Source organism: Massilimicrobiota sp. An134 (assembly GCF_002160815.1).
GTDB lineage: Bacteria > Bacillota_I > Bacilli_A > Erysipelotrichales > Coprobacillaceae > Allocoprobacillus > Allocoprobacillus merdigallinarum.
On the sequence record NZ_NFLH01000044.1, the window covers coordinates 1 to 14,935 of the forward strand.

Here is a 14,935-nt window from a genome sequence, read left to right on the forward strand (position 1 = left end):
TATAGCCAATATTTTGATGTTGTAAAGCTGTTTTTGTTGTTCTTGGAAGTTAAATTGATACTCTCATATCTGAAAATACCCAAACAGAATTCAATCCATTCGGATATTGCAATCTTGTGATTATCAAACATAGTTCCTGTAAGGACATTAAAATATCTCTTACAGATGTTGCAATAATATCTTTGAATACCATTTTTGGTAAAGCCTTTTTTCTTAAAATCAGTGGAGGCACATCTTTTGCAACATGTCACTTCATAGGAATTAAGCAAATCAGCCTCCATTGTTTCTTTAATAAAAGGATGCTTATAATCATAGGAATCTAGATATTTGGATTTGATAAAAGTCTCCATAGGAGATAAGCTAGTATTGCAGTCCCATGGAGTCCTCTTTCTAGAATGATTCTTGTATTGAGTTGTCATATGTGGAAGTCCTCTCTGCTTAAGCGAACAGTTGTGCAGAGGACTTCCACATCACAATTGCACAGCTGCTCGCCTAAGCATAATTGTTAGTGCTTTTATCGCACATCTATTATACTATTTACAGGCTCACTGTGCAAATAAGGATTTAATAAAAATAAATGCGTTGCTTGAACAGAACTTTCCCATACATCAACTAGCTCTTGAATCAATACAGAGTTGCGTTCTTCAACTTGAACTATTTTCAATTGATTTTTCCCTCCCAACTTCCACTTTCCTGATATACATCATTATAACAAATCCTCTATCAATTTTCATGAGAAACCTTTTATATGTGATGATCATTGATATATTGAATAAATTTTTTCATTGCTGGTGATAAAATGAAATCTTTTTTCCAGACCATAACTGATCGACTTTCAAGTTTTGGTTCTAATGGAACAAACGTTAAATCACGTATTTCATCAATACTCTCTAAACAAAAAGCAATTCCTAAATCATTTTTAATAAAATGAACCAAGTTATAACCCAAATTATAATATGCTGCAATATTTAGATTTTGATAATACTTTCCAAACCAATTTTCTATTTCATTGATAACCATTGTACGATTAGACATTAATAATCTTTCATTGATTAAATCTTGTGGTTTAATCAATGATTTCTTTGCGAGGGAAGAATCACTTTTTGTTAAAATTCCCCATTGTTCTTTTTGTGCCATTTTTTTAAAATTATATTTCGTTATATCTACTGGTTCTACTAATAAACCTAAATCCACAATGCCTTTATCAAGATTATTTTTAATCGTATCAGAATTAGCTGTAATAATTTCAAATTTAACCAAAGGATTATCTTTTGAGAAACGACTTACTATTTGAGATAAATATTTCACTCCTAAAGCTTCTCCACAGCCAATCGTTATTAAACCTGTGATATGCAGGGCATCATGATTAAAATCTTCTTTTATTTTTTCTTCAATTTGTATCATCTCTTGTGCTCTTTGTCTAAAAAGCATACCTTCACTTGTGAGTTCAATGCTATGCTGTTTTCTTTCAAATAATTGAACCCCTAATTCATCTTCTAATTGAATTAATTGTCTTGATAAAGTGGGCTGTGTAATATGAAGCAATTCTGCAGCCTTTGTTATATTTTCTTCCCTGGTAACCATTAAAAAATATTTTAATACTCTTAGTTCCATGTTGATATCCCTCCTTCTATAAAAACAATAAACAAGAAGCTTATACTTCTTGTTTATGATCACCTTAAATCTATTATTTTTGAGCCATCATTCCTACTAAACGATGAGGTTGATATGGTTCTTCCAAATAGGCTTTTTCTTCATCTGTTAGTTCTAATTCAGTTGCTTTCACAGCTCCATCAATATGATGAAGTTTTGTTGCGCCAACAATAGGTGAAGCCACTTTTGACATTAACCATGATAATGAAATTTCAGTCATTGACACATTATGTTTTTCGGCTAATTCCATAACTCTATCAATAATGATTCTATCTTGTTTTTCTGTAGCATCATATTTGCCTTTGGCATAGCTATCTTCCTGCATTCTTTTTGATTGTTCTCCTGGATGTTTAGCTAATCTTCCTGATGCCAAAGCACTATATGGTGTCATAGCAATGTTATCTTCTTTACAAAGTTTAGCCATTTCACGTTCTTCTTCTCTAAAGATCAAATTATAATGTCCTTGAATGGAAATAAATTCTTCATAACCTTTCGCACGAGCAATAGCATTCGCTTTCGCAAGCTGGTAAGCAAAACAGTTTGAAATACCGATATATCTTACTTTTCCTTCTTGAATCAATTCATGTAATCCTTCTAATATATCTTCAATAGGTGTATGATCGTCCCAAGAATGACAAATATATAAATCAACATAATCCATGTTCAAACGTTTTAAACTGGCTTCTAAACAATTTCTGACATGTTGCTTTCCAGAAATACCATTTGCAATTTCTTCAGGTGTTCTTGCTGAAAATTTAGTTGCAATCACAACATCTTCTCTTCTTGCAAAATCTTTGATTGCTCTACCTAAAAATTCTTCACTTGTTCCTCCCTGATAAGCCATCGCTGTATCAAAAAAGTTAATACCATTATCTAGCGCATACTTTATAATTTCTCTAGATTTATCTTCTGGCAAAGTCCAAGAATGCATTCCCTTTGTTGCATCACCAAATCCCATACATCCCAAACATACTTTTGATACTTTTAAATCACTATTTCCTAACATTGTATATTTCATATATTTGACCTCCTTCAAAGCAATGTTTTTATCTTTCCATGTATAGTGTCATCCATTCATAATTACAGTCATCAAAATCTTTTCATTCTTCATTTATATAAGACAATAATTAATTGGATATATTTATATATATCATGGCTATCTTGACATCTATTATATTATTCCTTCTTACATAAAAAAACAATTTACAAAGATTTTATAAAGTCTATATATTGACATTTTTTATAAAATGTCTACTTAAATTCTTTCTAAAATCCTGTTGCACTGTTATTCTATTCTTTACTATCAATCTATGACATCTTTCATGAAATATAAATATAGACGAAAAGGATTAAAAAATCATTTAATCCCTTCTATCAATTCTCTTCATCAAGTGATAATGTCACAGTGACATTTCCTTGACCAAGAATTTCCATCAATTCACTTTTAGAAATTCCCTGTATTTTGCCTAATTGAGTAAAATTCCATGTATTAGGACGATAATAAATAACAAACATATGTCCTAAATACAAAATCAAATCACAAGCTTCAGTTGTTATGCTTTGATCATTGGTTGGTAAATGGAATCCCAAATCACCTACTTTTTCCATACTTGCATAATCTTCCATTTCAATTGTGATGGGACCATTTTGAAGCTTTTCTTTTAATGCTTTTGTAGAAGAATTATCAACCAATGATGCCTTTAAAGTTTTTTCACCAATCTGAATCATCATAATTATCTGCTCCTTTTTACTTTTCATTCGATATCATTCTATTATTTTCATCCAAAATCATTTCATGATATATTTATTCAAGATATGCTTCAATTTCTATTGTCCCTGACATATCTTCAATATATTCACTTCCTGAAATAGCTTGTCCTAGTTCATAAAGACCACTGGCACTGCCAAAATCTTCATAAAACATGACTACATTTGTCCATGGTTCATAATAGGCTAATGTTCCTGTCACAGCATTAGCACTCACTGCATCTGTCATTGTTAAATCAACAGGTGGATAAAATATTTTTTCATTATCACTATAATTTTCTACTTCAATAGTAAGGGGTAATTGTTCATACAATGAATTTGCTGCTTGGCTATCGTTTAATTCAAAAATAGTGATTTGTCCATTCGAAGTGACACTGATTTTTTTAGACTCTTTTGATGTCACATCTTGTTCAACAGTTTCCTGATGATCCTGAGTTTGTGTCGTACTCGTACGATTTGGTTCTGTCTGATTTTGACAACCCCATAGAGAAAAACACATCACTAAGGATAAAATTATTTTGATAATATTTTTCATACTAACTCTCCCATATTTCAACTTTAAATCATCTTAATTAAAAACAGAATGATATCATTCATTTGTTAATAAGAACTTTAAATCCAACATAAATTTCAATATGATATATTTATTGCTTAGTTTTCATTAGATAAATAAAATAATCCAATATATCAATAGATTTATAACAAGTATGCGCTTTTTCCAATAAAACCTGTCGATATCTTGTCAGCATATCTATTCTTTGTGATAGGGTACTATCACCTTCACTTATATATTGAATATACTTTTTCATATCCTGTATACTCATTCCTACATTTTTTAAAGTCATAAGAAAACTAAGCTTTTGTATGTCTTTTTCTTCATATATCTTTTTTCCATTTATTTGCTTGACTTCATCAAAAAAACCTTGATTTTCAAAATCCTGAATACAGTCAACGGGAACATTATATGTTAAACTGATTTCATTGATATTCATTGTTTCACCACCTTATCAATAAGTATTTCTACATATTTTACTTAACTGCTATTCGTTTTAATAATTGGTTTCCTATCAATGAAAATGTCACCATAATCAATAAATAATCCAAGTAAAAACGAAGTTTCAATTCTGAAAAATCAAAGAACTTAAATTCAGTCATAAAGAACATATCTTGCCACATTCTTCTTTGATAAAAGACAAACAAACCACAAACGAGAACGGCTATCATAACTATATGGAATATTTGATGATGTCTTATATATAACGAACTTCTTTTCAATTTTGCTATCATCGCATTGAAATGGAATCCAATATGAATAGACATCACAATATATAGCCATGATGAAGAAACCAGATGCACTGTTCTTCCTAAAGATGTTCCTCCTAGATCTATAAAGCTTAGGACATCTCTTGAAATCATAAAGCCACTTACAGCTGTACATATCATAGCAATGAATAAACATGTATTGATGATGGTTTGAAAGATTCTTACTGGTGTATATCTTCCTTTAAACAATGTTGTATACCATTTTCTATTCCAAATATGATGCCATATAAATAACAGACATAAGATGACTCCAAGCCATTCATGTACAAAATTTGACCATAGATGATACCCCATCACAACAATCAATAATATTGTCATGATGATATCTAAAATGATTTTATTCTTTTTCATCTAATCAACCATTCCTATATCTGATAACCATTGATTGACATCATCTTGACAGCTATCTGTATCAGGGCGATAAACACCAAATGCATCTAGCAGTGTACTATGAGGTAAAGCATCCTGTAAGTCTTCAATACTTCTTCCCAGTCCACCTGTCCCATGTGCACAAAATGGAATTATTGTTTTGTTGGATAAATCATAACTTTCGATAAATGAGAAAATGGCCATTGGACATGAAGACCACCAATTCGGATAACCTAAAAATATAACATCATATTCATCCATATTTTCTACTGTATCTACAATTATAGGTCTTGCCTGTTGTGCAGGTTCGTCTGAAGCACGATCTAAACATTCATCATAGTCACTGGAATAAGGTTCATCTACAATAATAGAAAACATATCTCCACCTACTTGCTCCTGAATAAAATGTGCGACTTTTTCTGTATTACCTGGTGCTAAAACACTGGCTGATGTCGAAGCATCAACATCTACACTTGATGGATCATCCACATGTGTATTATCTGCCCATGTAAAATAAGCAATCAATATTTTTCCATCTGAACTTATCGTTTCGTTAGGTACAGAAACACTCTGTTGTTCATTAACCTTTGATACATTGTCATTGCTTTGACATGCACTTAATAGACATACACAAAATACGAATAAAAGGCATTTAATTTTTTTCATATCCTTCCACTTCCTTTCTAACTACATCTTATCTAACAAACAACCATATGTCTAATACTTATCAATCATATTGAGCCATGCTTATAAAGCATTTGTAAGTGTAGACTCTCTAATCGTATCCATACCTCAAATAAAGATATTTTACTCATTACAAAAAATTCCAAAAATAAAAAGAGTTGAAAATTATCAACTCTCATCTAGGCTTTTATTGCAAAGTATTAAGATTCTTTAGTAAACCCTTTTTCCTCTAAAGCTTTTTCTAAATCGCTTAATGGATATGTTCCGTCATCATTATATTTTTCTGGGTCTAATCCACAATTAATATGAATATAATCTTTTATTGTAGCATTATCAATTTCTTGTAATTCGTATGCTGATTCTAATATAATATTTTTATCATTTTTAGAAATACTCATTTCAACTCCTGAATTTTTATTATATTCATCTACTAGTGTAGCTTTATTATCCTCATACAATTCATTTACATAAGTCGTTGAGGCTTTAGAATAATCATATTCTGATTTCATCTGTACTTCATGTACACTATCATTAATAAAAATAATACTTAATTGATATTTATTTGTTATATCAAACCACTCATTTGTTTCACTATCAATATCTTCAGACTCTTCTGTCATAACATATGTTACACTTTCAGTATTATTTTGTGTTTCATTATCTATATTTTCTGACGAATTATTAGAACAACCTACTAAAGCAATGCACATTATTAATCCTACTATATAAAATATTTTTTTCATTCTATACCTCCTACCACTCAGATAAATTAGTACCTAAATCTTTATTTAATCCTTCAATACAACTTCCGTTGTCTAATTTACAATTCTTATTTAAATCATCATATCCGCTATAATGAATTAACTTATAACCATCATGATAAATTGATTTCTCATTAGACAATAATTTGCTTAACCATACTTCCTGACTATCTTCATCATATCCAGAAACAATATCACATGATTTCATATAATCGTAATCTGTACTTGTATCTGTAACTTTATCAAAATCGATTTTATCTGTACATAGAAAAGCTCCTTTTACAACAGGAATTCCGCCATTACCCAAATAAGTAATTCCACCAGATACTGAAAAACCATTCTTTATGTAACTAAAATTTTTAGATTTAGGAATTTTAATCGAATTAACTTTATCACCAAATTCAGATATATCTTGATCGCCCATTTCAAAATATGACTCATCAACTTTCTTTCCACCGTTCATTTCACTTAAATCATCAAAAGTATAAAAGTCATAATTAGCACAACTTACAACTTTATCGTTTTCAACATAAAGCATAAGTCCATCCCAAGTGTTATTACCATTTTCATCTAGTTTTGTTAAACTATATATACCATTATAACTACTATCTCTTTTTGTTTCTATTTTGTATGAATCATCATTATAAGCATTTCCTGATTTATAATCAGACCATAATTTATATCCACCAAAAATAATTCCAAAAAATAAGACAACTCCTACAATATCAGATAATATCTTCTTAACAGTCGTCTTTCTTTTTAATCTTTTTACAGCTTTATCATATTCCTTACCATGAAGATTGCTGATATCTTCTCTTTTCACATATCCTTACCCCAAATATATATTTTATATCTATATCATTTTATTTCAGTATTATGTTTTCTACACTTTTATCATACAAAATCGATATTATATTCTTTAACTACTTATAATGATTATTTGCAATTAACTGCACTTTATGCAATTGAGGTGGTGCAGATGTCTTCGACTTCCGGTGTTTTTACATGAGAATAATCATATAGCAGTGTAAAAAAAGACTATTTCATATGATATGTATAATTTTTTATTACACATGTATTATACCATAAACGCAAACTTTTCTCAATGCAAAATTTGTGAAATGCATAAATTTGTTTTGGATATTTCGACATAGATTGATGATGTTTGTTTTTTCTTATTTTTACTATAATAGCTGGTATAGGATATTGGGATAGATTGTTGACAATGTTCAAGAATGATAGTAATAATAAAATCAGAAAACAATATAAAGGCTTTACCTATTCGGGAATAATAACCCAAATAACCTATGGGAGCCATCTCAAAATACTGTATTTATATAACAAAGAGGAGGAGTAAGTATGAAGACGGATATCAAATATAAACAATGTGACGATAAACTTCTAAAAGAATATAAAAAACGTGGCGAGATTAGTCAATTTCCATATGGATGTTTGTATGGAATCGATACGTATACACTTTATTATTATAGGGAATCTGAACCCAATATTCCAATAGCTTTCATTTCTTTAGCATTAGAAGGAGAATCACTTACAATTTATGAATTTGAAGTTGTTAAGTCTAAGCAAAGACAAAGAATTGGACAATCCATCATCTCAGATATTCAGCAAAACGGAATCAATTTGATTAACAAATATTTTAATTCAATTAACTTAAATCCTTCAGACAAAGATGCATATGAATTCTGGGAAACTTGTGGTTATGAATCAGAAGATAAAGAAACTATGATTTGGGAAAAGAAATAATGAAATAGTTGTTATTGTTATAACTTTCACCGTCATAAAAAAATCCCTAAAAAATGAGACAAATCGAACTTTTAATAAAACTTCTGATTGAATAGTATGGAAAACGAGAAATTTTTAAAATATTTACTTCATTTACAGATTTTTTTGGATTCATATTATAATTAAAACACCAACCCTTCTTCGGTTGGTATTTTTTATTGGCCTAATACTTTCTTAATTCTTTCCATATCCTCTTCACTTAAAGTATTTTCTTTTCCTGAAGATAGAATTGTCTGAATCAAATTACCAGAATGAGTAAAAACAACATCAGAATTTACAAAACATGTGCTTGATGTATGAATACATATCCATCAATCCAACAATGAATCTGATTTTGTTTTAAAATCTGTGACAGTATATATGTTTGTCTTTTTACCTGTTTGATAGGGTTTTTTATAGAATCTTGATAATGGTTTCCTTTTCCTGATGTTTTAGTGATTTTCCATTCCCTATCATCTTCATTACCTTGAATATTGCCTTTATAATTCTTCGTTTCAACAATAACAATCCCTTTGTTGCTTAAAATAAGATTGTCTATCTCACTTCTCTGACCTTCATATTCAATAGGAATATTAGATAGAATAGTATAGTTTGAAGGTAGGTTTTCTAATACATTCTGTGTTCTTGCCTCTCCTTGAATACCACTTTTTAATCTTTGATATGGTCTTTGACAAAAATATATTAAAGCTGAACCAATAACCATGAATATAAAAGCAATAGGAAGATTTGACTTTAATTGGCTTGATTTTTCAAATTGAACATACCACTCATCGCTGCCTAAAGGAGCAGTGACACGTCCAGCAATAAAACTATATAAAAAATATATAACAAATATTGTTACACAAACATAGCCTATAACCACTCCAAATTTTAGATATTTAATTTTTGATTTGTTATCCATTTCTATCCCTCTCTTTTCAACATCATAATTATATAAAAAAACTTTTGCTCAGTAAATACAGAATCTAGTTTAATTATTATTCTTAAATTTTGTCTTAAATGTATAAACATGATAAAATACTAGTAATAGTGGTATACCGCTGGAGTGATATATTTGAAAGCAATATATTTAGAAAGGAAAGATGGATATATGTCATTTAATCACGCAATGCTCAATGAAGAATTAATGTGTTATGAAACGGGAAAATACTATCAAAATTCATCATGCTTTTTTATATTAAAACAACTAAAATACATCAAAAAATCTTATAGATTATTAAAGGAGTATTTATGTTAAAAAAAATCATCATTTCTCTATTAGGTCTATCATCAATATTAAGTCTCCTGTTTCTTTGGTTTTGTTCTTGGAGATTAGATTTATACGTTGAGAATAAAGATGATGATTCTTTTTTTCATTCCACTCAAATAAAAGGATATGCCAGGGGATTAGATGAAGCTAAGTTTCAAAGAAGTCAAAATAATGAAAAAGATTTGCTTATTTTATTTCGTGATTGTGATATATTTCAATATCCTCATATTTATTATGAAGACACGATTTATTTAAAAACATCTGCATTACATTATTCATTGCATGATGCAAACACTTATGCACAATTTTCAATTAGCGGAAAATATTCCCAAGAAAATCAAGATGAATTTGAAAAACTGCAACAAGATTTTGAAAATGCTTTAGATAAAAACATAGCAAAAAGAAATTACAATTTTACCAGTTATATTGAATCAAATAAAAACCAAAATAATACTTCTTATACATTTACAATTTACTCTACTTTAATTTTCCCATTAACAAAAGAAAACATTTATGAGGAAAAAGGGTTATATGAACCACAAAATTATAATAAAAATGACATTCAAGTGGGAAGAAAACTATTTGAATATGATTTTAAGATATACCAAACAAACATTCAAAAGAAAATAAACCAATATAAACTGTACTGTGAAATATCTACCATAACACTTTTTCTATCAATCCTTTTGCTTATAATTTATTTATTCAAAAAAAGCTAAACGTATCATAACCACGCCTAAAAGACGTGGTATGTACGCGCCCTAGAAGGGCATTCTGTTGCGCTGTGTTTCACACTCTGAAGCCTGACAGCCGCAACGCCTTTTCTGGCTAGCCCTTTAAGGGCTTTTATTTTTTGCCTCCTTTTACTGGCTCACCCGTGAACGGGTCTATGAATTCTCTCATACTCATTTGATCATATAGCTTATCTTCCTGCAATTGATTTTGAATATATTCCTTGATTACTTTTTCATTCTTTCCAACTATTATCATACTAAAATAGTCTTATCATTTAAAGTGATTATTTCTTATTCATTCACTTTGATAAGACTTTTTCTTTTATTTTGACTATTTTCTTTATTTTTCTTTTTATTTAATTTGGCATTCAACACTTTGTTCTTCTTGACCTTTTTGATAGCTATCTTCAAGTTCTCCTGACTTAAAATCTTTTCCATTAATTTCATTTGCTGCTCCTCCTCTATTTGTAAATCTATCCGGAACCATCCCAATTACCTTTACCATCTATGGTTGCGCTCCATAGTTCTAGGCTATCCTCATATTCGGACTGTCCAGACATTGCTTATAGTGATTTGCACTCTATAAACGTTTCAGTCCTTCAGTATCTCTACCTACTATGACTTCATCTGACTTCTTATGGCAAACCTTTTTCGACCGAGGGTACTATCACTGATTTTAAAGTTTACTAGACTTCCTCGTCCATAAGACCTCCCGGGGTAATTCATGAACCCTCTTTCTTTCACAACGTCCTGATTTACTGTCTTGGTTTTACGTTTACCTTTTGGACTTCGATTTGTTATGCAACCTTATCCACCATTTAGCCTTATATCAGGTTTCTGTTCGTACGCTCGAAAGAATCGCTACACCACTTCCTTCACCCATGACATCACTGTCAACGGCTTGTGGTTCACTACACTTGGCGGTAAATACCCGTGGTTGGTTTATCTCCAACTGAATTCATGCCCTGCCCGGCACACATATAAAAAATGAACATCATTTTTATGACATTCATTTTTATCATCTATTCATTTTGGGAAGGATAAAAAGAATAGATTCAACAAAATATGATAATATAACAGAGCAAATATTAGATTTGTCTGGCTGCTATAAATCCTTCATGAATAGCATCGTAAATTTGACGAACTTTCTTGCTATCCCCTATATTATAAACTTCCATTTCTGTATTTTCTTCTAATTGATTTGCAAGATCATACTGAGGAGTAAATCCTGCTGCAATAACAACATTATCAGCATCAACAGTATTTTCGTTACCCCATCTGTCAATTAAAACTACCCCATTATCTTCTACAGCAACCAAACGTTTACCAGTCATAATTTTTATATTTGATTGAGCAATGGCAATATTATAAGCTTGACAAGATGAACCAGAATTAGCTAAGAAAGTATCTGCCATTTCTACAATGGTTACATTTTTTCCATCATTATCTAATTCTAGTGCTGTTTCAGCTCCTGTAATACCTCCACCAATAATAACGACATTTTTTCCATCAACAACTCGAGAACCATTTAAATAGTCATTTGCATAAACAACTGATGACTTATCACTACCTGGAACATCTAAAATTCTTGTTTTACCTCCTATGGCAATAATAACAGCATCATAGCCACCTTGAACAAGCATATCATAATTTGCTTCTTTTTTAACTAAAGTAATATTAGGATCATGAGTAATATGGTCTTCATAATAATTAATCAAACGTTTGATATTTGCCTTATTGTCTGGTTTACTTGCTTCTATCATAGCACCACCAAAACTTCTCTTTTCAAAAATAGTGACTTTATGTCCTCGTAAAGATGCCGTCAATGCTGCTTCACATCCTGCTGGACCAGCACCTACAATTGCTACATTTTTCTTAACTTCAGCTTCAACAATAGGTTTGCATTCAAATCTGTATAAAGTTGGATTCACTGTACAATGGATTGGTGTATGACCTAACATTCCTTTATCAATACAACCGATCATACAATTGATACATGGTTTAATATCTCTTGCTTTCCCCTCTTTCGCTTTTTTAGCCCATGCTGGGTCAGCCAATTGAGAACGTCCTAAAGCCACAAAATCACCATTTCCTTCAGCCAGCATTTTTTCTGCCTCTTCAGGAGAGAAAATATTGTGTCCAATAAATACAGGAATATGAACAGCATCTTTAATCATTCTTGTATGTTCAGCATTAAAAGCATTTGGCAATAAGAATTGTCGAGATGCAGTTGCATGTGTCCCACCCATCATATTTAAATGAGATACACCTTCTTTTTCTAATGCTTTCGCAACTTCAATTGTTTCCTCTATACGAATTCCTTCTGGTTCCCAATCTTCAGTACTTAATTTAACACCAATAGGAAAATCAGCTCCACATTTCTGTTTCATATTTCTGACAATCTCTATCAATAATCTCATACGATTATGCAGTGATCCACCATACATATCAGTACGTTTGTTATCATGAGGTGATAAGAAATTTGTAGGAATACATCCAGCAGCCCCATGAATTTCAAGGACTTCAAACCCAGCTTTTTTTGCTCTTAAAGCAGCATCTCCAAATTTCTCTACTAAATCATGAATTTCTTCAATAGTTAAAGCTCTAGGCATTTTAAATCCCATTTCATACCATGGTTCAAAAGTAATTGGTGATGCTCCAATAACATCAGCACTTCCTACAAATGCTGCATCTCTACCAGGATGTGCCAATTGTAGACCAGGAGTTGCTCCATGTTCTTTGACTGTTTCTGCCAACAAAGTTAATCCAGCAATAAATTCATCTTTGTCCGCTCTTAAACCACAAGATGTCATAGGAACAGGTACAGCATTATCCATAAAAATAAGTCCAGCACCACCATCAGCAGCTTGTGCATAAGCTTTAATTTGTCTATCAGTGACTGTACCATCTGGATTACCTAAGTACGTTCCCATAGAATTACGTACAATTCTATTTTTGATAACAACGTTTCCAATTTTTCCTTTTTCAAATAGATGAGGGTAATATTTGTTTTTCATACTTTATCTCCTTATATCTTTATTATTTCTATAAATAATGATATAATTATGATAAATAATTAACAAGCGATAAATCACTTAAAAAAGTTGCATATGCAACTTTTTCATAATGAATGTTGCATTAGAGAGGAAAAAATGAGTAAAGATTTAAGAAACATCAAAACAAAAGAAAATATTGAATCACATTTTATCAATTTATTAGAACGCTATAAATTCCAAGACATTACCATTAAACTATTAATTAATGAATGTCAAATCAATCGTTCTACTTTTTATAGAAATTATGAAGACAAATACGATTTAATTTATAAAATAGTTGAAGAACTCATCAAGCAATTTAAAAAAAATATTCATTGCCAATTTATTACTCTTCATTTAAAAAAAGAGAATGATTTTAAACCATATTTTAGTTCATTATTAGATTATTTTAATAAACATAAAGATATTTTTATAGTGTTATACAATAATGATTTACCCATAAATATTTTTGATGAAATGCTGACAATCTATAGTCATTATTTATTAAACGAACTTATTTATCATTATCACATTAGTGATTCTCAAATCAAAATTGCTAATTATTTTTCAAAAATTATTGCTTCAAACATCTTAGTTGCTATAAAATGGTGGCATCTAGAAAGCCCACAAACATCAAAAGAAGAAATATTACAAATCATCACTATTACTATCACAGAAGGTATTTTAGCAAGTTTACATTCCCAATTTTTATAAATAATTTGAAAATAAAATAATTTTCTCATAACAATACTAGAACACGAAATCATTGCTTTATGACAATTCATTTCTTGTTCTTTTTTTAATCATAAACATATGATTACCAATAATTTCATCATAAATGAGCTAAAAAATATACAAATAAACATTTATATTCAAGATAAAAAAATGAATCCGCATCTTAATTATCAAACTTTTATATCTAGTGAATATTCTTAAGCTTCATTCGTCTTGCTTTTATCTTTCCAAGAACACCCGACAAGTACATTGCAATCACAATTAACATACCAAAGTCCAAACCCAGCCCTGCACTTGCTATATATTCGTATAAACTGTCTGGTGTATTCAAACCTAATGTTTCAATTACTAAAAACGCTATCATTCCTAACAAAGCAGCAATCGTTAACCAAAATAATTTTATCTTTATTTTTTGATTTATTGTTTCCGCATAATTCGATAACTTTAATACTGTTTCTTTGACTTCTTCATTCATTTTCTCACCCTTCCTTTCTCCATCAATAATTTCAGGGATACCCACATTATAGAACTCAGCCAAATTAATCAAAATACTTATGTCCGGCATATTTGTGCCTCTTTTCCCAATTTGAAATTGTCTGTCGTGTGACGTAAATTTTATCAGCTAACTGTTCCTGTGATAAATGTAGTTGATCACGATATTTCTTGATTTGTTGTCCTATTTCCATTGTATTTCCTCCTCTTTGTGCGCACGTTCTTGCGCTTAATATATATTTCTTTTGAAATCATCGCTCCTGCATTGCGATGTAAAGCAACCGACTTACCTTTAGGGGATAACCCGACGGGGACCAAAGCATGTCGGTA

Annotated in this window: 19 protein-coding genes and 1 pseudogene; 3 read left to right on the top strand and 17 right to left on the bottom strand. The window is 30.3% G+C overall.

From position 1 onward, the window contains the following. The 11 genes from B5E79_RS13715 to B5E79_RS12225 form a co-directional block, all read right to left on the bottom strand. Positions 1–419: IS1 family transposase (locus tag B5E79_RS13715; protein WP_206393205.1), on the bottom strand; the 419-nt coding region annotated here is incomplete at its 3' end. Positions 420–514: 95 nt separating this feature from the next. Beyond that, entirely contained in the window at positions 515–664 is a 150-nt protein-coding gene (locus tag B5E79_RS13505) for a hypothetical protein (RefSeq protein ID WP_158095505.1), read from the bottom strand. An 80-nt stretch (positions 665–744) separates the two neighbouring features. Further along, complete coding sequence (locus tag B5E79_RS12185; protein ID WP_087298214.1) at positions 745–1,614, bottom strand: LysR family transcriptional regulator; 870 nt, start codon at positions 1,612–1,614, stop codon at positions 745–747. A 73-nt stretch (positions 1,615–1,687) separates the two neighbouring features. Then, on the bottom strand, positions 1,688–2,671 hold the full coding sequence (locus B5E79_RS12190; protein WP_087245963.1) for an aldo/keto reductase: 984 nt from the start codon (positions 2,669–2,671) through the stop codon (positions 1,688–1,690). Positions 2,672–3,027: 356 nt separating this feature from the next. After that, on the bottom strand, positions 3,028–3,384 hold the full coding sequence (locus B5E79_RS12195; protein WP_087298215.1) for a cyclophilin-like fold protein: 357 nt from the start codon (positions 3,382–3,384) through the stop codon (positions 3,028–3,030). 73 nt (positions 3,385–3,457) lie between these two features. Beyond that, positions 3,458–3,955: a cyclophilin-like fold protein gene (locus B5E79_RS12200; protein WP_087298216.1), complete on the bottom strand. Its 498-nt coding sequence runs from the start codon at positions 3,953–3,955 to the stop codon at positions 3,458–3,460. Between the two features lie 109 nt (positions 3,956–4,064). After that, positions 4,065–4,412 (bottom strand): MerR family transcriptional regulator, encoded by a 348-nt coding sequence (locus B5E79_RS12205; RefSeq protein WP_087298217.1) that lies wholly within the window; start codon positions 4,410–4,412, stop codon positions 4,065–4,067. Between the two features lie 37 nt (positions 4,413–4,449). Beyond that, complete coding sequence (locus B5E79_RS12210; RefSeq protein ID WP_087298218.1) at positions 4,450–5,094, bottom strand: DUF4405 domain-containing protein; 645 nt, start codon at positions 5,092–5,094, stop codon at positions 4,450–4,452. Next, a complete protein-coding gene (locus B5E79_RS12215) occupies positions 5,095–5,778 on the bottom strand; it encodes a flavodoxin (RefSeq protein ID WP_087298219.1) in 684 nt (227 codons plus the stop codon). A 218-nt stretch (positions 5,779–5,996) separates the two neighbouring features. After that, complete coding sequence (locus tag B5E79_RS12220; protein ID WP_087298220.1) at positions 5,997–6,539, bottom strand: hypothetical protein; 543 nt, start codon at positions 6,537–6,539, stop codon at positions 5,997–5,999. A 10-nt stretch (positions 6,540–6,549) separates the two neighbouring features. Then, positions 6,550–7,380, bottom strand: a complete 831-nt coding sequence (locus tag B5E79_RS12225; RefSeq protein ID WP_087245945.1) for a hypothetical protein — start codon at positions 7,378–7,380, stop codon at positions 6,550–6,552. Between the two features lie 536 nt (positions 7,381–7,916). On the opposite strand from B5E79_RS12225, the gene B5E79_RS12230 reads away from it, so the two are divergent. Next, on the top strand, positions 7,917–8,321 hold the full coding sequence (locus B5E79_RS12230) for a hypothetical protein (protein WP_087298221.1): 405 nt from the start codon (positions 7,917–7,919) through the stop codon (positions 8,319–8,321). A gap of 313 nt (positions 8,322–8,634) precedes the next feature. On the opposite strand, the gene B5E79_RS12235 is transcribed toward B5E79_RS12230, so the two are convergent. Continuing rightward, positions 8,635–9,261, bottom strand: coding sequence for a nuclease-related domain-containing protein (locus B5E79_RS12235; RefSeq protein WP_087245941.1), 627 nt, complete (start codon positions 9,259–9,261; stop codon positions 8,635–8,637). Between the two features lie 329 nt (positions 9,262–9,590). Between B5E79_RS12235 and B5E79_RS12245 the strand changes: the two genes are divergently transcribed. Next, entirely contained in the window at positions 9,591–10,328 is a 738-nt protein-coding gene (locus B5E79_RS12245) for a hypothetical protein (RefSeq protein ID WP_087298222.1), read from the top strand. Between the two features lie 127 nt (positions 10,329–10,455). Here the strand turns inward: B5E79_RS12245 and B5E79_RS13850 are convergent. The 3 genes and pseudogenes from B5E79_RS13850 to B5E79_RS12255 all read right to left on the bottom strand — a co-directional run. Then, positions 10,456–10,590 (bottom strand): annotated as a pseudogene (locus B5E79_RS13850) (IS200/IS605 family transposase); the annotation flags it as partial. Positions 10,591–10,634: 44 nt separating this feature from the next. After that, positions 10,635–10,790, bottom strand: a complete 156-nt coding sequence (locus tag B5E79_RS13510) for a hypothetical protein (RefSeq protein ID WP_158093966.1) — start codon at positions 10,788–10,790, stop codon at positions 10,635–10,637. Between the two features lie 641 nt (positions 10,791–11,431). Next, positions 11,432–13,360: an FAD-dependent oxidoreductase gene (locus B5E79_RS12255; protein WP_087246112.1), complete on the bottom strand. Its 1,929-nt coding sequence runs from the start codon at positions 13,358–13,360 to the stop codon at positions 11,432–11,434. A gap of 135 nt (positions 13,361–13,495) precedes the next feature. Here B5E79_RS12255 and B5E79_RS12260 point away from each other — a divergent pair, with 135 nt between their 5' ends. Next, complete coding sequence (locus B5E79_RS12260) at positions 13,496–14,092, top strand: TetR/AcrR family transcriptional regulator (protein WP_087246110.1); 597 nt, start codon at positions 13,496–13,498, stop codon at positions 14,090–14,092. Between the two features lie 205 nt (positions 14,093–14,297). On the opposite strand, the gene B5E79_RS12265 is transcribed toward B5E79_RS12260, so the two are convergent. Then, on the bottom strand, positions 14,298–14,678 hold the full coding sequence (locus B5E79_RS12265) for a hypothetical protein (RefSeq protein WP_087244556.1): 381 nt from the start codon (positions 14,676–14,678) through the stop codon (positions 14,298–14,300). Beyond that, positions 14,653–14,799 (bottom strand): helix-turn-helix transcriptional regulator, encoded by a 147-nt coding sequence (locus tag B5E79_RS12270; protein ID WP_087298223.1) that lies wholly within the window; start codon positions 14,797–14,799, stop codon positions 14,653–14,655. Before B5E79_RS12270 ends, B5E79_RS12265 begins: the two co-directional genes overlap by 26 nt. Positions 14,800–14,935: the final 136 nt, after the last annotated feature.